At 69.3% G+C, this 23,343-nt stretch carries 21 protein-coding genes and 2 tRNA genes; 8 read left to right on the forward strand and 15 right to left on the reverse strand.

What is annotated here, in order from left to right; translation table 11 throughout:
* Positions 1–50 precede the first annotated feature (50 nt).
* The 4 genes from ACGFNH_RS21795 to pknB all read left to right on the forward strand — a co-directional run bounded on the left by ACGFNH_RS21795 (position 51) and on the right by pknB (position 6,666).
* Entirely contained in the window at positions 51–1,622 is a 1,572-nt protein-coding gene (locus tag ACGFNH_RS21795) for a protein phosphatase 2C domain-containing protein (protein ID WP_393656173.1), read from the forward strand.
* 21 nt (positions 1,623–1,643) lie between these two features.
* Positions 1,644–3,038 carry an FtsW/RodA/SpoVE family cell cycle protein gene (locus ACGFNH_RS21800; RefSeq protein ID WP_393656097.1) on the forward strand — a complete coding sequence of 465 codons (1,395 nt, stop codon included), beginning with the start codon at positions 1,644–1,646 and terminating at the stop codon, positions 3,036–3,038.
* A complete protein-coding gene (locus tag ACGFNH_RS21805) occupies positions 3,035–4,495 on the forward strand; it encodes a peptidoglycan D,D-transpeptidase FtsI family protein (protein ID WP_393656099.1) in 1,461 nt (486 codons plus the stop codon). The genes ACGFNH_RS21800 and ACGFNH_RS21805 overlap by 4 nt, the downstream gene beginning before the upstream one ends.
* Before the next feature lie 167 nt (positions 4,496–4,662).
* Positions 4,663–6,666, forward strand: a complete 2,004-nt coding sequence (pknB, locus tag ACGFNH_RS21810) for a Stk1 family PASTA domain-containing Ser/Thr kinase (RefSeq protein WP_393656101.1) — start codon at positions 4,663–4,665, stop codon at positions 6,664–6,666.
* A gap of 348 nt (positions 6,667–7,014) precedes the next feature.
* Here pknB and ACGFNH_RS21815 read toward each other — a convergent pair whose 3' ends face one another.
* From ACGFNH_RS21815 to ACGFNH_RS21840, 6 genes are all read right to left on the reverse strand, one after another.
* Entirely contained in the window at positions 7,015–7,755 is a 741-nt protein-coding gene (locus ACGFNH_RS21815) for a class E sortase (protein WP_393656103.1), read from the reverse strand.
* 48 nt (positions 7,756–7,803) lie between these two features.
* The gene (locus ACGFNH_RS21820) at positions 7,804–9,480 is read right to left on the reverse strand and encodes a class E sortase (protein ID WP_393656105.1); all 1,677 of its coding nucleotides are present in this window, start codon (positions 9,478–9,480) and stop codon (positions 7,804–7,806) included.
* A complete protein-coding gene (locus ACGFNH_RS21825) occupies positions 9,477–10,118 on the reverse strand; it encodes an aminodeoxychorismate/anthranilate synthase component II (RefSeq protein ID WP_393656107.1) in 642 nt (213 codons plus the stop codon). The genes ACGFNH_RS21820 and ACGFNH_RS21825 overlap by 4 nt, the downstream gene beginning before the upstream one ends.
* Positions 10,115–10,291 carry a hypothetical protein gene (locus tag ACGFNH_RS21830; protein ID WP_393656109.1) on the reverse strand — a complete coding sequence of 59 codons (177 nt, stop codon included), beginning with the start codon at positions 10,289–10,291 and terminating at the stop codon, positions 10,115–10,117. Before ACGFNH_RS21830 ends, ACGFNH_RS21825 begins: the two co-directional genes overlap by 4 nt.
* Before the next feature lie 71 nt (positions 10,292–10,362).
* Positions 10,363–11,076, reverse strand: a complete 714-nt coding sequence (locus tag ACGFNH_RS21835) for a class E sortase (protein ID WP_393656111.1) — start codon at positions 11,074–11,076, stop codon at positions 10,363–10,365.
* Positions 11,077–11,167: 91 nt separating this feature from the next.
* The gene (locus tag ACGFNH_RS21840; RefSeq protein WP_393656113.1) at positions 11,168–11,944 is read right to left on the reverse strand and encodes a DUF881 domain-containing protein; all 777 of its coding nucleotides are present in this window, start codon (positions 11,942–11,944) and stop codon (positions 11,168–11,170) included.
* Positions 11,945–12,091: 147 nt separating this feature from the next.
* Between ACGFNH_RS21840 and crgA the strand changes: the two genes are divergently transcribed.
* Entirely contained in the window at positions 12,092–12,346 is a 255-nt protein-coding gene (crgA, locus tag ACGFNH_RS21845) for a cell division protein CrgA (RefSeq protein WP_393656115.1), read from the forward strand.
* A gap of 819 nt (positions 12,347–13,165) precedes the next feature.
* Here the strand turns inward: crgA and ACGFNH_RS21850 are convergent.
* Positions 13,166–14,065 carry a rhomboid family intramembrane serine protease gene (locus ACGFNH_RS21850; RefSeq protein ID WP_393656117.1) on the reverse strand — a complete coding sequence of 300 codons (900 nt, stop codon included), beginning with the start codon at positions 14,063–14,065 and terminating at the stop codon, positions 13,166–13,168.
* 250 nt (positions 14,066–14,315) lie between these two features.
* The gene (locus ACGFNH_RS21855) at positions 14,316–14,849 is read right to left on the reverse strand and encodes a peptidylprolyl isomerase (RefSeq protein ID WP_393656175.1); all 534 of its coding nucleotides are present in this window, start codon (positions 14,847–14,849) and stop codon (positions 14,316–14,318) included.
* Positions 14,850–15,108: 259 nt separating this feature from the next.
* Here ACGFNH_RS21855 and ACGFNH_RS21860 point away from each other — a divergent pair, with 259 nt between their 5' ends.
* Positions 15,109–15,822: a DUF5324 family protein gene (locus ACGFNH_RS21860; RefSeq protein WP_393656119.1), complete on the forward strand. Its 714-nt coding sequence runs from the start codon at positions 15,109–15,111 to the stop codon at positions 15,820–15,822.
* A gap of 208 nt (positions 15,823–16,030) precedes the next feature.
* Here ACGFNH_RS21860 and ACGFNH_RS21865 read toward each other — a convergent pair.
* Positions 16,031–16,103 (reverse strand) — tRNA-Ala (locus tag ACGFNH_RS21865).
* 160 nt (positions 16,104–16,263) lie between these two features.
* Here ACGFNH_RS21865 and ACGFNH_RS21870 point away from each other — a divergent pair.
* Positions 16,264–16,812 (forward strand): helix-turn-helix domain-containing protein, encoded by a 549-nt coding sequence (locus tag ACGFNH_RS21870; protein WP_393656121.1) that lies wholly within the window; start codon positions 16,264–16,266, stop codon positions 16,810–16,812.
* Between the two features lie 43 nt (positions 16,813–16,855).
* The gene (locus ACGFNH_RS21875; RefSeq protein WP_393656123.1) at positions 16,856–18,307 is read left to right on the forward strand and encodes a serine/threonine-protein kinase; all 1,452 of its coding nucleotides are present in this window, start codon (positions 16,856–16,858) and stop codon (positions 18,305–18,307) included.
* A gap of 1 nt (position 18,308) precedes the next feature.
* Here ACGFNH_RS21875 and ACGFNH_RS21880 read toward each other — a convergent pair whose 3' ends face one another.
* From ACGFNH_RS21880 to ACGFNH_RS21905, 6 genes are all read right to left on the reverse strand, one after another.
* Positions 18,309–19,799: a hypothetical protein gene (locus ACGFNH_RS21880; protein WP_393656125.1), complete on the reverse strand. Its 1,491-nt coding sequence runs from the start codon at positions 19,797–19,799 to the stop codon at positions 18,309–18,311.
* Positions 19,799–21,730: a VWA domain-containing protein gene (locus tag ACGFNH_RS21885; protein WP_393656127.1), complete on the reverse strand. Its 1,932-nt coding sequence runs from the start codon at positions 21,728–21,730 to the stop codon at positions 19,799–19,801. Before ACGFNH_RS21885 ends, ACGFNH_RS21880 begins: the two co-directional genes overlap by 1 nt.
* Positions 21,731–22,056: 326 nt before the next feature.
* Complete coding sequence (locus ACGFNH_RS21890) at positions 22,057–22,191, reverse strand: DLW-39 family protein (protein WP_003958712.1); 135 nt, start codon at positions 22,189–22,191, stop codon at positions 22,057–22,059.
* Between the two features lie 156 nt (positions 22,192–22,347).
* Positions 22,348–22,421, reverse strand: a tRNA-Ile gene (locus ACGFNH_RS21895).
* A 61-nt stretch (positions 22,422–22,482) separates the two neighbouring features.
* On the reverse strand, positions 22,483–23,052 hold the full coding sequence (locus ACGFNH_RS21900; RefSeq protein ID WP_393656129.1) for a DUF3566 domain-containing protein: 570 nt from the start codon (positions 23,050–23,052) through the stop codon (positions 22,483–22,485).
* Positions 23,053–23,112: 60 nt separating this feature from the next.
* Positions 23,113–23,343, reverse strand: a 231-nt coding sequence (locus tag ACGFNH_RS21905; RefSeq protein WP_393656131.1) for a DNA gyrase C-terminal beta-propeller domain-containing protein, incomplete at its 5' end; no start/stop codon positions are given.

A 23,343-nucleotide genomic window follows, 5' to 3' on the forward strand; every position in this document is an offset into this window, starting at 1 on the left:
GGAGGGTGGGCACCGTGCGGATGTACCCCGAGCCGACCGGCGAGGTGCGCATGAGTCTGTCACTGCGCTTCGCGGCCGGATCGCACAAAGGCATGATCCGCGAGGGCAACGAGGACTCCGGCTACGCCGGCCCCCGCCTCCTCGCCATCGCCGACGGCATGGGCGGCCAGGCCGCCGGCGAGGTCGCGAGTTCCGAGGTGATCTCCACCCTCGTCCAGCTCGACGACGATGTGCCCGGCTCGGACATCCTCACCTCCCTCGGTACGGCCGTGCAGCGCGCCAACGACCAGTTGCGCGTCATGGTCGACGAGGACCCTCAGCTCGAGGGCATGGGCACCACGCTCACGGCCCTCCTCTGGACCGGCCGGCGCCTCGGCCTGGTCCACGTCGGCGACTCCCGCGCGTACCTCCTGCGTGACGGCGTCCTCACCCAGATCACGCAGGACCACACCTGGGTGCAGCGGCTGGTGGACGAGGGCCGGATCACCGAGGAGGAGGCCACCACCCACCCGCAGCGCTCGCTGCTGATGCGGGCGCTCGGCAGCGGCGAGCACGTCGAGCCCGATCTCTCCATCCGCGAGGTCCGGGCCGGTGACCGCTACCTCATCTGCTCCGACGGCCTCTCCGGAGTCGTGAGCCACCAGACACTCGAGGACACCCTCGCCAGCTACCAGGGCCCGCACGAGACCGTGCAGGAGCTCATCCAGCTCGCGCTGCGCGGCGGTGGTCCCGACAACATCACCTGCATCGTCGCGGACGTCCTGGACGTCGACGACAGCGACACCCTCGCCGGACAGCTCAACGACACCCCGGTCGTCGTCGGCGCGGTCGCGGAGAACCCGCACCACCTCAACGACAACGGCGCCATGGAGACCCCCGCCGGGCGCGCGGCGGGCCTCGGGCGCGGCGTACCGCAGCAGAGCCCCGGCGCTTCCGCGGGCGGCGGCTTCGGCCCGCCCGGCAGCGGCGATCCTGGCATCTCGGGCCTCGGCGACGGCGGCTACGGCGCGTACACCGACGAGGACTTCATCAAGCCCGGCCGCCGCGGCAAGTGGCTGAAGCGGAGCCTGATCATCACGCTCGCCCTGGGCCTCCTCGGCGCGGCCGGCTACGGCGGCCACCGCTGGACGCAGACCCAGTACTACGTCGGCGCCAAGGGCAAGCACCTCGCGCTCTACCAGGGCATCAGCCAGGATCTGGCCTGGATCAGCCTCAACGAGGTACACAAGGACCACCCCGAGATCGAACTCAAGTACCTCCCCGTCTACCAGCGGAAGCAGGTCGAGGAGACGATCGCGGTCGGCAGCCTCGGCCAGGCCGAGGACAAGGTCGCCGATCTCGGCAAGCAGGCCGGAGCCTGCAAGAAGCGCTCCGAGCAGGTACAGGCCGCCGAGGAACAGGCCGCCAAGAAGCGGGCCGAGGAGCAGGACGCCAAGAAGCGTGCCGAGGACCAGCAGGCCACGGCCGGCCGACAGCAAGGTGAGGCGGGCGGCACCCAGGGCGGTACGCCCGTCACCCGCGCCGAGACCCCGAGCACGAGCGCCAGTGGAACTCCGACACCCGGCCCCACGCTGTCGGAGGAAGAGAAACAACTGGCCAAGCAGTGCGATAGCACCCAGTAGAAGCAGGGGGCCATCCGAGCCATGAGCAGTAGCAACACGACCACCATCAGCTCCGTGGGAGCGCCGAGCAGGCGGAACACCGAACTCGCCCTGCTCGTCTTCGCCGTGCTGATCCCCGTCTTCGCCTACGCCAACGTCGGCCTGGCCAAGGGCGGCAGCCTCCCCACGGGCATGCTGGGCTACGGGCTCGGCCTCGGTCTCCTCGCGGGCGTCGCGCACCTGATGGTGCGCAAGTTCGCCCCGTACGCGGATCCGCTGATGCTGCCCGTGGCGACGCTGCTCAACGGCCTCGGGCTGGTGCTGATCTGGCGCCTGGACCAGGAGCGGTCGATCACCACCGAGGTGCTGGGCGGACCCAAGGCGCCGGGCCAGCTCATGTGGTCCACCCTCGGCATCGCGCTGTTCCTCGGCGTGCTGGTCTTCCTCAAGGACCACCGTGTGCTGCAGCGTTACACCTACATCTCGATGGCCGCGGCGCTTGTCCTGCTCGCCCTGCCGATGTTCTTCCCCGCCGTCAACGGCGCCAAGATCTGGATCGTCATCCCGGGCGTCGGGTCCATCCAGCCCGGTGAATTCGCGAAGATCATCATCACCGTTTTCTTCGCCGGATACCTGATGGTCAAGCGGGACGCCCTCGCTCTCGCCAGCCGCCGCTTCATGGGCATGTACCTCCCCCGCGGCCGTGACCTCGGGCCGATCCTCGTGATCTGGGCGATCAGCCTGATGATCCTGGTCTTCGAGACCGACCTCGGTACCTCGCTGCTGTTCTTCGGCCTCTTCGTCGTCATGCTGTACGTCGCCACCGAGCGGACGAGCTGGATCGTCTTCGGTCTGCTGCTCTCCGCCGGCGGCGCGGTCTTCGTGGCCTCCTTCAACAGCCACGTCGGGGACCGTGTCGAGAACTGGCTCAACCCCCTGGCGACCCTCGACGGCGCCGTGACCGAGACCGCGCAGGTGATGTACTCCTTCGGCTCGGGCGGAATCCTCGGCTCGGGCCTCGGCCAGGGCTTCTCCCGGCTCATCGGCGGTCTCGGCGCGAAGAGCGACTACATCCTCGCGACGGTCGGCGAGGAAATGGGCCTGACCGGGATGATGGCGATCATCGTCCTCTACGGACTCCTCATCGAGCGCGGTATCCGGACCGCACTGGCCGCCCGTGACCCCTTCGGCAAGCTGCTGGCCGTCGGCCTCTCCGGCGCTTTCGCGCTGCAGGTCTTCGTCGTCGCGGGCGGCGTGACCGGGCTGATCCCGCTGACCGGTATGACGATGCCGTTCCTCGCGCAGGGCGGTTCGTCCGTCGTCGCCAACTGGGCGCTCGTCGCCATCCTGTTGCGCATCAGCGACACCGCGCGGCGCCCGGCACCCGCCCCGGCCCCCTCCACCGACGCCGAGATGACCCAGGTGGTCCGACCGTGAACAAGCCCCTCCGCCGGGTCGCGATCTTCTGCGGCCTGCTCGTCCTCGCCCTGCTGATCCGCGTCAACTGGGTTCAGTTCGTCCAGGCCGACGAGCTCAAGGAAGACGAGCACAACCGCCGCGTCGACATTGCCCGGTACAGCCAGCCGCGGGGCAACATCATCGTCGACGGCGACCCGATCACCGGTTCCAAGGAGACGGACTCCGGCGACTTCAAGTACAAGCGCACGTACAAGGACGGCCCCATGTGGGCCCCGGTCACCGGCTACGCCTCGCAGGTCTACGACGCCAACTTCCTGGAGAAGCTGAACGACGGCATACTCACCGGCGACGACGACCGGCTCTTCTTCAACCGCACCATCGACATGCTCACCGGCAAGGAGAAGACGGGCGGCGACGTCGTCACCACCCTCAACTCCAAGGCGCAGAAGGCCGCTTACTCGGGTCTCAAGGGCCGTAAGGGCGCTGTCGCCGCGATCAACCCGGAGACCGGCGCGATCCTCGCCCTGGCCAGTGCGCCCAGCTACGACCCGTCGAAGATCGCCGGCATGACCACGAAGGACGGGGAGAACTACAAGAATCTCCTCGCCGACAAGGACAAGCCGATGACGAACCGGGCGCTGCGCGAGACGTACCCGCCCGGCTCGACCTTCAAGGTGGTCACCGCCGCCGCGGCCCTGGAGAGCGGGCTCTACACGGACATCGACGAGCCGACGAAGTCGCCGCTTCCGTACAAGCTGCCGCTCAGCTCCACCATTCTGAAGAACGAGGGCAACATCCCCTGCGAGGACGCCACGCTGCGGGACGCCCTCAAGGTGTCCTGCAACACCGTCTTCGCCAAGATCGGTGACGACGTGGGCCGGGACAAGATGGTCGAGGAGGCCGAGAAGTTCGGCTTCAACGAAGAGCTCTTCACCCCGACCCGCTCCAACGCCAGCGTCTACGACACCAAGATGGACCGGCCGGGCAACGCCCTCTCCTCCATCGGGCAGTTCAACACCGCGACCACTCCGCTCCAGATGGCCATGGTCGCCTCGGCGGTCGCCAACGACGGCGAGCTGATGAAGCCGTACATGGTGGAGCAGCTCCGGGCGCCGAACCTCAACGTGGTCGAGCAGCACAAGCCCGACCCGATGAGCCGGCCGCTCAAGCCGGAGAACGCCCAGAAGCTCCAGGAGATGATGGAGACCGTCGTCGAGGACGGCACCGGCACCAGGGCCCAGATCCCCGGTGTCACCGTGGGTGGCAAGACGGGTACGGCCCAGCACGGCGTGGACAACAGTGAGCTGCCTTACGCGTGGTTCATCTCATACGCGAAGACCGACAGCGGAACCCCGGTCGCCGTCGCCGTTGTCGTCGAGGACGGAAGCGCCAACCGCGACGACATCTCCGGCGGCGGCCTGGCCGCCCCGATCGCCAAGAACGTCATGGAGGCGGTCATCAACAGCGAGAAGTGAGCCCGGTCACACTCCTGGCCGGAACTGCCCATCGGACAGTACCGGTCTCGTATCAGGTGAGAAGAGCTCGCCGGGTCCACTGCGGCGTGCCGGGTACGGTATGCCGGAGCAGCACACCGCCGGACCCCACCGGTGCGTGGGAATGACGGAAGAGGGCTGGAGAAGCTATGGAAGAGCCGCGTCGCCTCGGCGGCCGGTACGAGCTGGGCTCGGTGCTCGGGCGCGGTGGCATGGCCGAGGTGTACCTCGCGCATGACACGCGTCTCGGTCGCACCGTCGCTGTGAAGACGCTCCGGGCGGACCTCGCCCGCGACCCGTCGTTCCAGGCCCGGTTCCGCCGGGAGGCCCAGTCGGCCGCCTCGCTCAACCACCCGTCGATCGTCGCTGTCTACGACACCGGCGAGGACTACGTCGACAACGTCTCCATTCCGTACATCGTGATGGAGTACGTGGACGGTTCCACCCTGCGTGAGCTGCTGCACTCCGGGAGAAAGCTGCTGCCCGAGCGGTCCCTGGAGATGACCACCGGCATCCTTCAGGCCCTGGAGTACTCCCACCGGGCCGGGATCGTGCACCGCGACATCAAGCCGGCGAACGTCATGCTGACGCGCACCGGCCAGGTCAAGGTCATGGACTTCGGTATCGCCCGCGCCATGGGCGACTCCGGGATGACCATGACCCAGACCGCCGCGGTGATCGGCACGGCCCAGTACCTCTCGCCCGAGCAGGCCAAGGGCGAGCAGGTGGACGCCCGCTCCGACCTGTACTCCACGGGCTGTCTGCTGTACGAGCTGCTGACGGTGCGGCCGCCCTTCGTGGGCGACTCCCCGGTCGCGGTCGCGTACCAGCACGTCCGGGAGGACCCGCAGGCGCCGAGCGTGTACGACCCCGAGATCTCCCCGGCAATGGACGCGATCGTCCTCAAGGCGCTGGTGAAGGACCCGGAGTACCGCTACCAGTCCGCCGACGAGATGCGCGCCGACATCGACGCCGCCCTCGACGGACGGCAGCCGGTGGCGGCCACGGCCGCGCTGGGTGCCGTCGGCTACGGCGCGTACGGCGAGGACCAGCCGACGACGGCCCTGCGCGCGCAGGACCCCGGTGGCCAGACCTCCATGCTCCCGCCCATGCGCGACGACGACGGCGGTTTCGGCTACGACGAGCGGCCCGGGGGGCGCCGGGGCGGCCCGCAAAAGAAGAGCAACACATCGACCGTCCTTCTGGTCGTCGCGGGCATACTGGTCCTGGTCGGCGCGATCTTCATCGGCAAGGAGCTGTTCGGCGGTGCCGGCGCCGCCGGTGACGTCGATGTCCCGAACTTCGTCGGTGACACGCTGAAGGACGCCAAGCAGCAGGCCGACAGTGGCGGCTTCGTCGTCAAGGACGACGGCAGCCCCATCCCCTGCGAGGACCAGAAGAAGAACCAGATCACCAAGCAGGACCCGGCCGCGGGCACCAAGATCGCCAAGGACGACACGGTCACGGTCACGCTCTGCTCGGGCCCCGAGCAGATCGCCGTCCCCAACGTCGAGGGCGCGACCCTCGACGAGGCCACGGACGAGCTGGTCAACAAGGGCTTCGACAGCAGCAAGATCCGCACGAAGGAAGTCGAGTCCGAGCGCACCCCCGGCATCGTCATCGAGCAGACGCCGAACGCCGGCACCAAGAAGCCCAAGACCGCCACGATCACCCTCACCGTCGCCAAGGAGAAGGAGACGGCGAACGTCCCCGACGTCACCAACACTCCGTTCGATCAGGCGAAGACACAGCTCGAGCAGCTCGGGTTCAAGGTCGAGAAGGAAGAGACGGAGAACGGCGACGTCGCCGCCGGCACGGTCGTCGCTCAGGACCCGGCGGGGAACACGCCGGCCGACAAGGGCGCGACCATCACCCTGACCGTCGCCAAGGCTGCCGAGCAGGCGCAGGTCCCGCAGTTGCAGGGCCAGAAGCTCAAGGACGCCAAGAAGCTGATCGAGGAGGCCGGGCTCACCGTCGGCCAGATCTCCGGTCCGCAGGACGACCAGGCGACGGTGCTCGTGTCCACCCCCGGTGCCGGCCAGCAGGTGCCCAGCGGCACGGCCGTGAACCTCACCACAGCGGGTGGGAACGGTAACGGCGGTGACGACGGCGGATTCTTCGGCGGCCAGCAGGGCGAAGCCACCAAGCCCTGACGTCCGGCGCCCGTCCCCGTCCCCGTACGGTACGGCGAAGGCCCCGGCCCCACTGGAGAGTGGGGGCGGGGCCTTCGCCGTTGGCGTTTCCGGGGGAGGCGGTCGGCGTGGCCGGGCGGGCCGCATGGGTGCCATGTCCGGGGGCGGGACCCCAGGGCGGCCGGGTTCCAGGACCCGGGTTCCAGGGGTATCGAAAGCGGCCGCAATTCCGGGCGGATCGAGGAGGCCTACGCCCGGGCTGTATCGGGACGACCCGGTACCGGCGGGTGCCGGCGTTCCGGCCGTATCGATTCCGTCCGCTTGTCCGGCAATACCGGGAGGGCCCGGCGCTCGCGCGTATCGAGAGCGCTAGCGCAGTTCCTCGGGCGGCGTGCGGTCCGCGTCGACCTTCTCCGTGCGCTCCAGCTCGGCCCAGACGATGTACCGGTACTTCGAGGTGTAGACCGGCGTGCAGGTCGTGAGTGTGAGGTAGCGGCCGGGCTTCTTCCTGCCCGATTCCTTCGGGGTGGCGTCGAGGACGTCGACGTTGTACTTCGAGGTCTGGGGCAGCGTCCCGTAGACCTTGTAGACGTACCAGGTCTCACGGGTCTCGACGACGACCGCGTCGCCCTTTTCGATCTTGTCGATGTTGTGGAACTTCGCGCCGTGCCCGTCGCGGTGCGCGGCGAGCGCGAAGTTGCCCTTCTTCTCCCAGGGCATGGCGGCCTTCACGGGCTTGGTGTAGTACCCGGCCACACCGTGGTTGAGCTCCTTGGCGTCCGTCCCCTTGGTGACCAGCACCTCGCCGTTGCTCATCGCGGGGACGTGCAGAAAGCCGATGCCGTCCTTGGTGTCCAGCTCGCCGGGCCCGCCCGCCCACCGGTCGCGCACCTCGTTGCCCTTCGCCGCGGCGTCACGGTCCGCGAGGACGTTCGTCCACCACAGCGAGTAGACGACGAAGAGGCCGAGGACCAGGCCCGTGGTGATGAGGAGCTCGCCGAAGACGCTGACGAGGACCGCGATCCGGCTCCCCCCGCGGGATCGGCGCTGCGGTGGATGCGCCTCGGTGTCCTGTGCATGCTGGGTCGCTGCCACCGCGTCGTGCTCCATTTCGATGTTCTCGATGTTCTGTGTGCCGGTGTCGTGGGTCGACTCGGGCTAGCCGCCTGCCAGTTCGGCGGGCTTGCCCTCGCTGCGCGGTCGCTCGTCGACCATCTTCCCCCACACGATCATTCGATACGTGCTGGTGAACTCGGGGGTGCAGGTCGTCAGGGTGAGGTAGCGGCCGGGCTTGGTGAATCCGGATCCCTGGGGTACCGGATCGATCACGGACACGTTCGAGGGCGGCGTCTGGGGCAGGATGCCCGCCATCTCGTAGGTGTAGTAGGCGTTCTTGACCTCGATGATGATCTCGTCGCCCGGCTCGAGCTTGTTGATGTAGCGGAACGGCTCGCCGTGGGTGTTGCGGTGTCCCGCGACCGCGAAATTGCCCTTCTTCTCCCAGGGCATCGCGGTCTTCGCGTAGTGGCCGGCCATACCGCGGTCCAGGACCTCGTTCTTGTCGATGCCCTCGGCGATCGGAACCTTCACGTCGAGCTTGGGGATGTACAGGATCGCAAAGCCCTGTCCGGGTTCGAAGGCCCCCGCGCTCTCGGCGCCGCCGCCTCCGTTGTCCCATCCCCGCTGCAGGTTGTCCGCGGCGCCGCCGGCCTGCGCGTGCGCGAGGACGTTCGTGTACCAGAGCTGGTACGCCACGAACAGCAGCATCAGCACGCCGATCGAGATGAACAGCTCACCGACCAGGCGGCTCGCGATCACACTGGGCGGATCCTTGCGTGCCTTCGCCTGCCGCCGGGCCTCCATACGGGAGGTGGGGGCCGGGGCATCCTCGGCGGCGCGGCGGCCACGGGCCCGGTGCCCGCCATTCCGCTTCCCCTGGGCCGCGGCCGCCCTGCGGCGTTCCGCGCGGCCGCCGACGGGCGGTGGTGTGCCAGTCCCACCGCTCCCGGGGGCGTCGGGGACGCGCAGCGCGACGGTCTCCTCGTCGGTGCGCGGCAGGCGCGACGTGGCCCCGCCGCCCCGCGTACGGGATTGCGGGGTGGACACGGTCGGCATCACAGCGGTGGCGCCGTCGGCGTCGTCCTGTCCTGAGGCGGGCCGCTGCGCGGCTTCCCGGACCGCCTGGCGGGCTGCTTGCCGGATGGCCGCGATCCGCTGGGAGGTGGCGCCCTGCGAAGTCGCCTCGTAGTCCCCGGAGTTCGCGTACTCCCCGGAGTTCCCGGAGTTCCCGGAGTTCCCGGAGTTCCCGTAGTCCCCGGAGTTCCCGTAGTCCCCGGAGTCCCCGTAGTCCCCGGAGTTCCCGGAGTTCCCGTACGCCTCCCGGGGCGCATGAGTCTCCGCGGGCCCCCGCGCCTCCCGACCCTCACGCCCGTCGTACGTCCCGTAGGGCTCACCACCCCCGTACGCGTACGGGTCGTGGCCCGGACCCCGCCAGGCGTCCTGCTCCGCGTCCCGCCAGTCGTCCTGCCGGGCGCCGTATGTCAGCGAGGCGGCCTCGCCGCGCGGAGAGGCGTGCTCGCCGCCGTACGGCTCGTATCCGTCCTCATAGCTGTGCGGGGGCGGTGGCGCGGTCTCGCCGCGGCCCTGCGGGGGGACCCACGGGAAGCTGCCCTGCCCGCTCCGCACCTCCGATATGTCCCTGGCCTCTGCCTGCCCGGGCAGGGGGTCGTTCAGCGGGTCGTCGAGCCGGTCGACAGCCGCCTCGAACGCGTCCGCTCCGCCGTACGGCTCTCCGTACGGCGACGCGGAGTCGCGCTCGGGGCGGAGCGCGGTCACGCGCCGGCCCTGCCGACCACCGGCGCAAGCCCATCGGATCGTTCCACCGCGCCCCTGTCCCCGCATGCCACCAGCCAGTTGGCGAGCATGCGGTGGCCCCATTCCGTGAGGACAGACTCGGGGTGGAACTGCACGCCCTCGACCGGGAGATCACGGTGGCGCAGCCCCATCGCGACGCCGCTCTCCGTCCAGGCGGTGATCTCCAACTCGTCCGGAACGGTGCCGCGTTCAAGGGCGAGGGAGTGGTAGCGGGTCGCGGTGAAGGGCGACGGCAGGCCCTGGAAGACGCCCGCGCCCTCGTGCGTCACCTCGGAGGTCTTGCCGTGCAGCAGCTCCGGCGCCCGGTCGACCACACCGCCGTACGCGACCGCCATCGACTGCATGCCCAGACAGACCCCGAAGACCGGCACTCCGGTCTCCGCGCAGTGCCGCACCATGTCGACGCAGACCCCGGCCTGCTCGGGGGTCCCGGGTCCGGGGGAGAGCAGCACGCCGTCGAACCCGTCCTGTGCGTGGGCGAGTTCGACCTCGTCGTTGCGTCGTACCTCACACTCGGCCCCGAGCTGGTACAGGTACTGGACCAGGTTGAAGACGAAGCTGTCGTAGTTGTCGACGACCAGGATGCGTGCGGTGCTCATCGGACTGCGCGGCCTCCGTTGTCGACCGTCACGTCATTGAACGGGAGCAGCGGCTCCGCCCACGGGAAGACGTACTGGAACAGCACATAGACGATCGCCAGCACGAGCACGAGCGAGATCATCGCCCGCACCCACGTGTTGCCCGGCAGGTGCCGCCAGATCCACCCGTACATGCTGTCCCTACTTGCCGATGACGGACTCGATTCCAGCACCAGAGTAAAGGTCTGCGGGGGTGCCCGGTGGCTCAGCTGCGCAATGCGTCCGGCTTGCCCTGATCGACGGGGCGGGTCGAGTCGAGATGAGCCCAGGCGATGAGGCGGTGGCTGTGGCCCCACTCGGGCTCGCAGGTGGTCAGGGTGAGATAGCGCCCGGGGCCGCCGTAGGGACTCCTCTCCGGCACCGGGTCGATGACCGCGGTGTCGCTCGGCAGGGTGCGGTACGGCTTGCGGTCGATGCGGTACGTGAACCACGTCGTGCCGTCGTTCAGCACGACGGCATCCCCTGGGCGCAGCTTCGGAAAGTCCTTGAACGGGTCGCCATAGGTGCGGCGATGGCCGGCGACCGCGAAGTTTCCGCGTTCCCCGGGGCGGGCGGTACGGGCGTAGTGGCCGAGGCCCTTCTTGAGCGTGCCGGCGGCGGTGCCCTCCAGTACGGGCTTGGCCCAGCCGGAGCCGAAGCGGGGAATGTGCATGACGGCGAACGACTCGCCGTCCTCGTACGGTTCCTTGGCGGATGCGGATCCGCCCTCGCCCTCGGCCGGTTTCGCGTCGGGCGCGGGGGCCTGCGACCACTGTTCCTGGAGTCGGTCGATCTCGCTCGCCATGGCGCGGTCGGCCTCCACGCCCGTCCAGAAGAGGACGTGGACGACGAAGAGCACGATCACGGTGCCCACTGTGACGGACAGTTCGCTGAACGTCCTGATGACCAGTCGCACCGCACGTGCCGTCCGCACCGACACCGGCCGCCCCTCCCGGGTCCCCTGGGTCGCGCTGCTTCACGTATCCGCCGTGCCCGGTGCACGGGGCCGTCGTGCTCCTTCGCGGTTCCTGCTACGGGTTGACGGGCTTCGCGTAGCGAAGATCCACTGTGCCGGAGTAGCCGCGAAGAGTCACCGCCTTGTGCGTGTCGACTTTCCAGCCGAGGCCGTACGCGTTGACGTACTGCATGTAGTTCTGGATCGTCGGCGAGTCCGAGAGGGTCTGCTCGAGGCGGTCGACGTCACCGACGGCGGTGACCTTGTACGGCGGCGAGTAGACGCGGCCCTGGAGGATCAGGGTGTTGCCGACGCAGCGCACCGCGCTGGTCGAGATCAGCCGCTGGTCCATGACCCGGATGCCCTTCGCGCCGCCCTGCCACAGGGCGTTGACGACGGCCTGGAGATCCTGCTGGTGGATCACGAGGTCGTTGGGCTGCGGCTCGGGGACGCCGGGGATACGGGCGGTGGCGCCGGGGGGCGCGTCGGTGAGGGTGACCGTGACGCCGGCGCCACGCAGCCTGGTGGTGCCCGCCTCCTCCTCGAGGGCCTTGAGCTTGGCCTCCTCGGCCGCGCTGCTGCCGCTGTCGCGCTGGGCGAGGCGGTCGACCTGGGAACGGGAGGCGGCGGCTTCCCGCTCGAGTTCGTGGTTCTTTCGGCTGCGCTCCTGAATGAGATCGGAGAGCTTCAGCATCGAGTCGTCGGTGCGCAGATTCGTGCCTTGCGCAGCATGGAAACTCATCCAGAAGATGAGCCCGGCGAGGGCGAAAACACCGGCCGTCAGCAGACGCACCGGACGCAGCCGACGACGCCGTGCGGGCCGGTCGGCGGGGGTGTCCGCAGAATTGCTCACCGTACCCTTATCTCCTTCGACGCCGCGGAAGCACTACGCTAACTGACGCCCCTGGGAGGCAAGTGCCCCCCATCGCCTACCGTCTCTGGTGACGGAAACCGAGCATCTCTGCGCGGTCACGCAGCGCATCGACAGGAGAACCCCCTCGTGCCGAAGTCACGGATCCGCAAGAAGGACGATTCCACGCCCCCGCCCGCGAAGCAGCAGAGCATCAACCTGTCCAGCGGCCGAAGCTGGGTGGCACCGCTGATGCTGGCCATGTTCCTGATCGGACTGGCCTGGATCGTCGTCTTCTACGTGACCACTGGCGACATGCCGATCAGTGCACTCGGCAACTGGAACATCGTGGTCGGCTTCGGCTTCATCGCAGCGGGGTTCGTGGTCTCCACGCAGTGGAAGTAGGGGGCCCTGCCTCCGGGGCCGGGAGCGGCTGGTTCACGGGCCGGCTCCCGGGCCGTTCCGGCGACCCGTTCTTCTCCGGCGGCTTCTTCTCCGGTGGCCTCTCCTCGGGGCGCCCGGCAGGCCTACCCGTCCGTCTCTCTTGCTCCTCACCAGCACGTCCCGTGGCCCCTGCCCGGCCCGTTCCGGCGTCCCTGCCGGAGGCCGGTCAGGGGCCCCGGCGCAAGCCCTGCCCCAAGGTTGCCCACAGAGTTATCCACAGGCGTTTCCACATGGGGAAAAGGTCAGACGATCTGTGGATAACCCTCGGGGCGTTGACGCCGGTGTGACAGGTGGTACGTCCTACGAGGTACCTCCACCCCTTGATTTTGCTGGGAAAACGCAGGTCAGTGCGATAGCGGACACACGTTCCCCACAGCATGCACAAGATCGGACACCCGCTGTGGACAACTGAGGGTGAGGTTCCGCCTCCGGCTCGCTTTCCGGTCCGCAGCATGCTTCCTGTGCGCGAACGTTTGCGGGCAGGGGGCGCCGCAGCGACGGCGCTGGGAAGGGGCCGGACACGGCGGGGAACGGGCGTACGAGGGTGCCTGCGGTTCGCACCAGACAACGCGCCGTCCCGCGTTCCGACCGCTGGGAGGGACGGGATGAGGGAAGGCGTCCGCGCGGCCGTACAGCGCCCTCGGCGAGGAGCCGTATCGCGGCCTGAAGCCGTGTCCCCGCCGGGATTCGAAGGGCGGCGAGGAACCGAAGGCCCACAGAGAGCCGAAGGCGGGCAGGGAGCCGAAGGCGGGCAGCGGGCGGAAGGCGGCCCGCTACGGCTCAGCCCGTGAGTTGGAGCGTCCGCACCCACACCGCGGCGACGATCGCCAGCAGCGCCACCGCACACGTCGCTCTCTGGACCAGCGCCCGGTGCTCGCGCGGCGCGTGCACCATCCCGTACGCCACCGCCGCGCCCACGACGAGGCCGCCGATGTGGGCCTGCCAGGCGATGTTGGCCCAAGTGAAGGTGAAGACCAGGTTGAGCGCCAGGAGGATGATCACGGGGCGCATGTCGTAGTTCATCCGCCGCATCAGCACAGCCGTCGCCCCGAGCAGGCCGAACACCGCACCGGAGGCTCCCAGCGACGGCTGGTTCTGAGCCGCCAGGAGATACGAGAGCGCGCTGCCCCCCAGCCCGGAGATCAGGTAGAGCGCCAGGAACCGGACCCGGCCGAGCGCCGCCTCCAGCGGCGGGCCCAGCCACCACAGCGACAGCATGTTGAAGGCGATGTGCATCACCTGCTGGTGCAGGAACATCGCGGTCAGCAGCCGGTACCACTGCCCTTCGGCGACGCCCACCAGCTCGACGCTCCCCGGGTCGAAGGCCCGTCCGACGAGGTCGAGCTGGCCGACCAGCCGGTCCCCGGACGCGAGCACCGCCAGCCAGACCGCGGCATTGAGGCCGATGAGGATCTTGGTGACCAGGTTCGGGTTCTGGGTGACCGCCCCGCCGGCGATGGTGCGGGGGCGTGTGGCACGCGCCGACTTGCCCGTGTCCGAACCGCCGCGTACACACTCCGGGCAGTGGAAGCCGACCGACGCGCTGACCATGCACTCCGGGCAGATCGGCCGCTCACAGCGCGTGCACGTGATACCCGTGGGACGGTCGGGGTGGCGGTAGCAGCCCGGCGTACCGCCCGCGGCCGCGGGAGTCTCCGGGCTTCCTGGCGCCTGATCCATCGGTCCTCGTCTCCGTCCGGGCTCATGCGGCGGTGTCCGCGCAATGCTCTTACGGCGGGTGGTGCGCGCGCGACCCCCTCACCGCGGTACGCGCGGGGTCATCACGGCGCGCACGATGCTCACGCGACGGCTCGCGCACCGCATCGGCGGTACCAACGGAACCGCACCGCTGTGCCCGCCTCCCCGGGGCGCGCAATACACCGCCCCGCCCGTCATACGCACGGGCGGGGCGGGAGGTTCCCGTTCCGGGTCAGCCTTCGCGGGTCTCCACGACGACCGACTCGATGACCACGTCCTGGAGCGGACGGTCGGTGCGCGGGTTGGTGGAGGAGGCGGCGATGGCGTCCACGACCTGCTGGCTCTTCGGGTCCGTGACCTCACCGAAGATGGTGTGCTTTCCGGTCAGCCAGGCCGTGGGGGCGACCGTGATGAAGAACTGCGAGCCGTTGGTGCCCGGGCCGGCGTTGGCCATGGCGAGCAGGTACGGCTTGTTGAACGCGACGTCCGGGTGGAACTCGTCGGCGAACTCGTAACCGGGACCACCGGTGCCGTTCCCCAGCGGGTCGCCGCCCTGGACCATGAAGCCGCTGATCACCCGGTGGAAGACCGTGCCGTCGTACAGCCTGTCCTGGGACCGCTTGCCGGTCGCGGGGTGTGTCCACTCGCGAGCGCCCTCGGCGAGCTCGACGAAGTTCTTGACCGTCTTCGGCGCATGGTTCGGCAGCAGCCGGACCTCGATGTCGCCTTGGTTGGTCTTCAGGGTGGCGTAGAGCTGCTCAGCCACGATCTGCCTTCCGTAGTTTTCACTGACCATCACCGATCCTCGCACGGACGACGTCGCGACGAGTAGCCGACCAACCGGCGTGCCCGTCCACGGGGGCGTGGCAGCGTCCACAGATCCTCCTGCGGGACGGTAGTTGATCTCCTTTCGGGGAACGTGACCCAGATGCCCCTCCACGAATGCCGACCTCAACGCAAAGGGGCATGATCTCTTATCGGGTGGAAAGGCGAAAAACGTACACCACCGAGGAGGAGGAAATTCCGTGACCCGCAATCACAGCGTGCGCGCCGCGACCGGCACCGCCAAGGACAGCGTGCTGCACGCCGCGGAGGTGGTGGCGCCATACGCCGGTACGGCGAGGGACCAGGCCGCGCACTATGCGCAAGAGGCCCGCGTACGGCTGGCGCCCAAGGTGGCCCAGGCGGCGCAGCAAGCCCGTAGCACCGCACTCGAGCAGTACGACGCCCATCTCCAGCCCCGGCTGCAGCACGGCATGAAGCAGGCACGCGGAGCGCTGCCCCCCAAGGTCGACGCTGCCGCGCACCGCACCGCAAAGCGAGCCCGCAAGGCCGCCCGTCAGGCCTCGGACTATGCCGGGCCCAGGATCGGGCAGGCAGTGGCAGCCACCGAGCCCGTGCGCGAGGAGGCGGTGACGCGCAGCGCCGCGGCACTCGCCGCCCTGCGCAACCATGTGACCGCCGCGGACATCGAGAGGCTGGCGCGCAAGCGCCGCCGCCGCGCCCAAGGCGGCCGGGTCGCCAAACGTTTCCTGGTCCTGGGAGCTCTGGCAGGTGGGGCCATCGCCGTGTGGAAGTGGTGGGACAAGCAGGCCAACCCCGACTGGCTCGTCGAGCCTCCGGCCGCCACCGAGCTCGGCGACCGGCAGCTCCAGTCCGTCGACGGCAGCGATGCTCTGGACCCCGAGGTGCAGGCGAAGCAGGCCGAGGCGGAGGGCAAGCGCGGCGACCAGCGCTGAAGTCCGGCCGCCCGGGCCTTTGAGTCGACACCCTCGCCGGACCGGGCTCCGTCACGCGAGAACCCACAGAGTCCCTACAGGCATGCATCCGTCAGGCATGCATCCGTGACGCCATGGCTCCCGCAACGGCACGGATCCCATGGCTGAACGCCTTGCAAAAGAGCGCCCCCTCACCGCGTTTCCGCTGGTGAGGGGGCGCTCTGTGCTGTGGAGCCTAGGGGAGTCGAACCCCTGACATCTGCCATGCAAAGACAGCGCTCTACCAACTGAGCTAAGGCCCCGAGGGTGGTGGATACAGCCGTCCGAACCGCGTCCGTCCGACTGCCGCAGACAAGAGTACCGGGTCTCCCGGAAGATCTCGCAAAGGATAAGGGGCTCCCCGACTGCAATCACGCTCCGTAGGATGTCGCGCGAGGTTCGCAGCAGCGAAGGGGAGTCGCCATGGATGCCGCACAGCAAGAAGCCACCGCCAGAGCCCGTGAGCTGCAACGCAGCTGGTACGGCGAGCCCCTGGGAGCCCTCTTCCGGCGGCTCATCGACGACCTCGGGCTCAACCAGGCGCGGCTCGCCGCTGTGCTGGGGCTCTCCGCCCCGATGCTCTCGCAGCTCATGAGCGGGCAGCGCGCGAAAATCGGAAACCCCGCTGTGGTGCAGCGCGTTCAGGCCCTCCAGGAGCTGGCGAGCCAGGTCGCCGACGGCAGCGTGAGCGCAGCAGAGGCGGCCAACCGCATGGAGGAGATCAAGAAGACCTCCGGCGGTTCCGTGCTGAGCACGGGCTCGCAGCACACGCCGAGCTCCGGGGCGCCGACCGTGCGCCGGGTGGTCCGCGAGATCCAGTCGCTGCTGCGGTCCGTCGCCGCCGCCGGCGACATCATCGAAGCCGCGGACACCCTCGCCGTCACCCAGCCGGAACTGGCAGAGTTCCTCCGGGTGTACGGGGCCGGGCGGACCGCGGAGGCGATCGCCCACTACGAAGCGCACCAGGGCTGAACAACGAGGGCGATACTGGCAACAAAGGGGCGGGCACGGGGCAATGGGTGAGATCTTCGCTGGTCGGTACGAGCTGATCGACCCGATCGGGCGGGGTGGGGTGGGGGCAGTCTGGCGCTCCTGGGACCACCGGCGGCGGCGCTACGTCGCGGCCAAGGTCCTCCAGCAGAGCGACGCGCACACCCTCCTCCGCTTCGTCCGCGAGCAGGCGCTGCGGATCGACCACCCCCATGTGCTGGCTCCGGCGAGCTGGGCCGCCGACGACGACAAAGTCCTCTTCACCATGGACCTGGTGGGAGGCGGATCCCTCGCCCACCTCATCGGGGACTACGGCCCGCTGCCTCCCCGCTTCGTGTGCACGCTGCTCGACCAGCTCCTCTCCGGCCTCACCGCCGTGCACGCCGAGGGCGTGGTCCACCGGGACATCAAGCCGGCCAACATCCTTCTCGAAGCGACCGGGACCGGCCGTCCGCACCTGCGGCTCTCCGACTTCGGCATCTCCATGCGCAAGGGCGAGCCACGGCTCACCGAGACCAACTACGTGGTGGGGACGCCCGGTTACTTCGCGCCCGAGCAAATGATGGGCGCCGAGCCGGACTTCCCGGCCGACCTCTTCGCCGTCGGTCTTGTCGCGCTGTATCTGCTGACGGGCAACAAGCCGGACTCCCAGGCGCTGGTCGAGCACTTCGTCTCGCACGGCGTGCCAGGCGCGCCCGAGGGCGTCCCCGAGCCGTTGTGGCAGGTGCTGGCAGGACTGCTGCAGCCGGATCCGCAGGCCCGCTTCCGTACGGCCACGGGGGCACGCAAGGCGATCACCGCGGCCGCGGAGATGCTTCCGGACACCACGATCGAGGAGGAAGTGGTCGAGGTCTTCGACCACTTGGGCCCGCTGCCGGCCGGTTTCGGCCACGAAGGACCCGATGCGGGCGGTCCGGGTCGCCCGGGAGCGACGGGTCCGGGCCGCGCGCAAGCGGGCGGGCAGGCAGGTCCCGGGACCGGAGGGGCGTCCGCGCCGTCGATGTCCGACACCGGCAGCTTCCACCTCCCTCCGCCCACGGGGCAGCGGAACGACCTTCCCGAGCAGCCGCACACCCCACCGACACCCACGCCGACCCCGATGCCCGGTTCGGGGCCCCTGGGCGCCCGACCTCCGGCACACACTCCTTCTTCCGCGCATGCGTCCGTCCCCTTCCCCTCGGCGCCGCCGGACATGGCGCAGGCCCCGACCGCAGCGGTTCACCACGATCACGCTCCTACTCGTCCATACACCGCTCACGGCTCGCAGGTTCCCGTCGCTCCAGCCGCCTCAGCCACTCCCGCTACCGCCCCCGTCGTCCCTCATGTCGCCGCCGGTGTCGGAGTCGGTGCCGGTGCCGCACCGAACGCAACCGCTCCGCAACGCCGACCGGGACCGCCCCCGAAGGTGGCGATCCCGGTGCTGGTCCTCGCGTTGGTGTGCTTCGCGGTCGGCATCTGGGCCCTGACCGTGAGCTGACTCACCAGCCGGGCGGCTGCCCGTACCGGGGGTCGTGCGGCGCTCCGGCCGACGGCCCTCCCGCATGAGGCTGCCCCGCCTGCGGCCCTCCCGCGTGGTGCTGCTGTGGCGGCGCGGGTGACGGATGCGGCAGAGCGGCCCCCTGCGGGAACCCGGTGCTCTGGACCGGCCCGCCCCCATACTGCGGACCGGCGGCCGCAGGAGCCGCCGCAGCACGCCGCCGTGCCACGAGCATCCATATGCCGAGCCCCGCCAGCAACACCGTGCCTGTGCCTATTCCCACCGCCGCGACGATGGTGAGGGTGTCGCTCTTCGCGCTCTCCGCCGCGGTCTGGCCCTTCTCCGCGGCCTCCCGGTCATCGTCCGTGAGACCGAACCCCGCGGCCATGGCGTCCCCGTCGTACCGAGGTCCGGGCTTCGCTTCGCCATCGATGTTCAGCCGCAGAATGAGCGGCACGCCACCCTTGGTGAACTTCCCGACGTCCCGGTGGAGACTCACCGCCAGGTAGTACCACCCCGCGACCTGCATCCCGTTCACATCGGTCGTGGTGGTGAAGCGGTTGGCGTACGTGACGGGTGCCGTCGGACCAGTCGTGACGGACTTCTGCTCTCCGTCGTAGGACATGGAGTCGTTGTCCACCCGGCCTCGCGCGGTGTTGTAGAGCTCGTACGTCAGCCCGGCGCTCGCGTAGCCGCTGTCCTGGGTCATCGAGCCGTTGGCGAGTTCCAGGCTCCCCGAGAGCTGTTGCCCCCAGTCGAGAGGAACCCGGTAGAAGCGGGTCTCACCCGGCTGCAACCGGTCCTTCCACACCCCCTCGTCGAGCGCCGGGGCGTCGTTGAAGCCGGTTCCGCCCTTGCGGTTCTGCGCCTGATCCGTGGGCGGGGTGGGGGAAGCGGAGGGCCAACTCGTCGGAGCTTCCGTTGAACCGGCGCTCTTCAGACCCGGTTCCGACATGGAGCGGATCTCCAGCGGCCACTTCTCCGGATCGGACGTCGGATCACTGGTCCGCTCGACGACGAAGTAATAGGCTCCCGCCTCCTGGCAGTTGCCGTTTTCTTTCATCTTCCGGGTGGCATAGGCGGCGATGGGCCGGGCCTGTTCCCCCGAGCCGAAGTTCGCGTCGCCGCTGCCGCACTCGGTGTTGTCGGTGGACTGAAGACTGACCTTGATCCCGTCGCCGTACTTGACCGAACCACCCAGCTTCGGCAGAGCCACGGCCGAGACGAACGCACCCGACTTCGCGTCCAACGTGACGCTGTAGTAGAGCTTTTCGCCCGGCCCGATGCTGTCCTTGTAGAACCCGGGCCTGATCGGCGGCGCGTCCGCGCTGCTCTCGGTGCCCGCGATCTTCTTCGCCTCGTCCGCTGTCCGGTACGGCGCCGGATCACCCGAATCGCCCGGCGCCGCCAGGGCCTGCCCCGGCATCAACCCCACCGCGCACAGCGCCGCCGTCGCGGCGAGGCCCGCCCGGGCCTTGCTGCGCTGCTTCATCACGCGCCACCCCTCGTCATCGGATCAACCGGACCGCGCCTGCGTCGTACGAGCAGAAGCACCGCGATCGACACCACCGCGGCGCCTCCCGCCACTGCGGCGATCACAGCGCCGGACCATCCTGCCCCGGCCGGTGCCGCGCTGTCTCCGTGCGCAGCGCCTTCGCCCCTTTCCTCCCCACTCCTGTGAAGGACGGGGGCCTTGTGCTGAGGACCGGCGAGTTCGTCACCCACGACATCCACGCGGAGTACGACGCCGATCGCCGCGTTCTTGGCGATCTTCGTCGCTTCGGGGCCGAGGGAGACGGCGACGTAGTAGTCGCCCGCCGAGCGGACCGGGACGGCCGCCGGGGCCGACTCCCAGCGGTTCGTCCAGGAGACGGGCACGGTGCCGTGCTCGACGGACATGGGCTCGCCGTCATAGATCCTCTGCGCGGTGAACTCTCCGCCCGGCGTGACCGGTGTGCGGCCGGGCGCGAAGACCGCGGTGTCGACGAAGGAGCTCGCGCCTCCGCTGCCGTCGAGGGTTGGCTCATTGGCGAAGTCCGCCGAGTAGCGCAGTTGTTGGCCCCACCCGACGTGGATCTTGTAGAAGCGGGTCTGGGCGGGGAGCAGCCGGTCGCGCCAGACGCCGCGCTCGAGGGGGCTTGCGTCGTTGAAGCCCGTGCCGCCGGTGACGTTGTCCGGTGTCCCCGTGGGCGGAACGGCATCCTTGCCGGCCTTTCCGTACTGGGTCTGGGACTGGGCGGGGACCATGCCCTTCTTCAGCGGCCGTTCGGTGCCGTAGCGCAGTTCGACCGGCCAGCGGGCCTGGTCGGAACCGGAGCTGCTCGAGCGGTGTACAGAAAGCAGATAGCGACCGGAGTCGTCGCAGAACTCATCGCCTTCGGCGGAGGGGACGCGGCTGACGGCAGTGGTGAGCGTCATCGCCCCTTCGTCCTGGGCGAAGCGGGCGTTCTCACTGCCACAGAAGGAGGTGTACTCATTGCTGGACGTGAGCTTGAGCTCGATCCCGTCGCCGTACGCGACCTTGACGCCGGGCTGGGGGACGGCCGTGACGGCCATGTCGGCGGTCGACGTGGCATCCAGATCGGCGGCGTACCACAGGGTCTCGCCGGGACCGATGGTGTCCACATACTGCCCCGGTGCGATGCCCGTCGCCTCGCTCGCCCGTGAACCTCCCTCGATCCGCTTGCCCTTGAAGCGGAAGCCGTCGGCCGAGAGCCGTGACGCTCGCTGGAGCTGACGGGCGAGTGCGTCGGCATCGGGCGCGTCGTAGTACGAGCCGTGGCCTGCTTCGGCTATGCACTCGAGCTCGTCGCGGGCCTTTCCGCGGACCTGGAAGCCGATGGTGTCGATCCGCAGATCGACGCCATTGCCGCCCAACTGCTCGGCGACATCGCAGGGCCGGGGTGCGCCGCAGTTGTCCTCACCATCCGAGATCAGCAGGATCGTGCGGCGCCCAAGGGACTTGTTCGGGGGCTCCGGCAGATCGGCCGCCGCCTTCCGGAGGGACAGGCCGATCGGGGTATCGCCCTTGGGCGTCACGTCCGCGACGGCCTGTTTGATGCCGGTCCGGTCCAGCGGAGCGACGCGCCTGGCGAGCCGAGTGTCGTCGCAACCCTTGGGCTTGTCGGCGCCGTACACCCGCAGCCCGGTCGGGTGTCCGTCGGGCAGAGAGTCCACGACTGTCCCAACTGCCTTGCGGGCGGAGGCGATACGCGTGCTGCCCGAGCCGTCGTCCTCCTTCATCGAACCCGAGGAGTCGAGCACCATGAGCAAGCTGTTCTGCCCGTCCGCCCGTGCCTGCGCGCTCTCACGGACGCTGTGCGCCCCCGTCGGGGCCGCTCCTGCCGGCAGCGGGCCCATGGCCAGGGCCAACAGTGCACCCCCCACCAACGCCCGAGCCGTCCGGCGATGCCGTCGTGCCATCTCCTGCGTCCCCCTCACACACCACCGTGATCACCTTTGCTCATGCAAGGTATTCGTTTGCTCTGGCAAACTCAAGAGGGATGGCTGTCACGGTCCAGCAACAGCACTAGGGACCCGAATCTCTAGGGAAGCCGAGCCGTACGAGGCCGAACCGTGCGGGGCGGAATCACGCGAGGCCGGAAGCGAACGGGGCGAAACCATGCAGGACGGAACCATGCGGTGCCGGAGCGAACGGGTCGGCGGGGACCGGGTCGGCAAAAAGCGGGGCCGAACAGCACGAAGCCCCGGCCGCATCGCAGCCGGGGCCTGTCAGGACTGTTGGTGGGTCACACACCCGAACCTGCGGGCACGGAGTCGGTCGCCTCCGTCCACAGGTCCTGCTCGGCGCGATCCGCCTGGATCTGGCGGTACACCAGGAGCCCGCCAATGGCGGCCAGTGCGACCAGGAGAAGCTTCTTCACCGCGCGACCTCGTCTTTCTTTGACGTAGGGGACCTCTGCCGCCCGACTATACACACCGGCCGATACCGATCGGTGACCTGTGCCGGGCCCAACTTCCTCACGCCGCACACGAAAACGGACCCGGTGGAGAATCTCCATCCGGGTCCGATCACACAGTGGGGCTAACAGGACTTGAACCTGTGGCCTCTTCCTTATCAGGGAAGCGCTCTAACCGTCTGAGCTATAGCCCCGCGCTGCACCGAAAGATTAGCGCACGTCGGGCGCAGTCCCAAAATCGGTTCCAGGGCTGCGCTACTCGTCCTCGGCGAGCGTCAGCTCGACGCCGCCGACGAATCCCGCCGAGAGGTTGTAGATGAATGCGCCGAGCGTGGCGAGCGCGGTCGCCAGCACCACATCGATCACCGCGATGATGGACGTGAACATGAGCACACGCGGCAGCGACAGGAAGGACTGCAGGTCGAATCCGCCGCCCTCGTCGGATCCGGTCGCGTCGCTGATCGTCCCGCCGACCGTGGTGAAGACGCCCATGGCATCCATGACCAGCCACAGCACGCCCACTGCCACGATGGTGCAAATCCCCAGGGCGATGGACAGCAGGAAGCTGACCTTCATCACCGACCACGGATCGGCCTTCGCGACCCGCAGCCGCGCCTTACGGGTGCGCGGTGTCGTACGCACCCCGGTGCGCGGGCGCCGTACCGCCTGTCCCGACGCGGCGCCCGGGGGCGACGGGTACGCCTGCGGCGGGTGGTACGGCTGCGCACCGGCCTGGGGGTGCTGGACGTGCTGAGGCTGCGGTTGCGACTGGCCGGGACCGGCGGCCGCGCCACGGGCACCCTCCGTCACGGTCGTGGACCCCAAGGGCGGCTGCCCCTCAGGTCTCCGACCGCCCGCTCCGGCGCCCGTGGCTCCACTCACGTTCTACTCCTCGTGCTCGTCGGCCGGGGACTCGACGTCCTCGGCCGCCTCCGACGCGGCACTCTCGGCTGCATCGGCCAGTTCCTCGACCTCTTCAGCCTCGCGACCTGCCTCGGCGTTCCTGGCGATCCCGACGACCGCATCGCGCTTGCCCAGGTTGATCAGTTGGACACCCATGGTGTCACGGCCGGTCTCCCTGACCTCGTTGACCCGCGTACGGATCACGCCACCGCT

The organism is Streptomyces sp. NPDC048639 (genome assembly GCF_043199075.1).
In the GTDB taxonomy this organism is placed as follows: Bacteria; Actinomycetota; Actinomycetes; order Streptomycetales; family Streptomycetaceae; genus Streptomyces.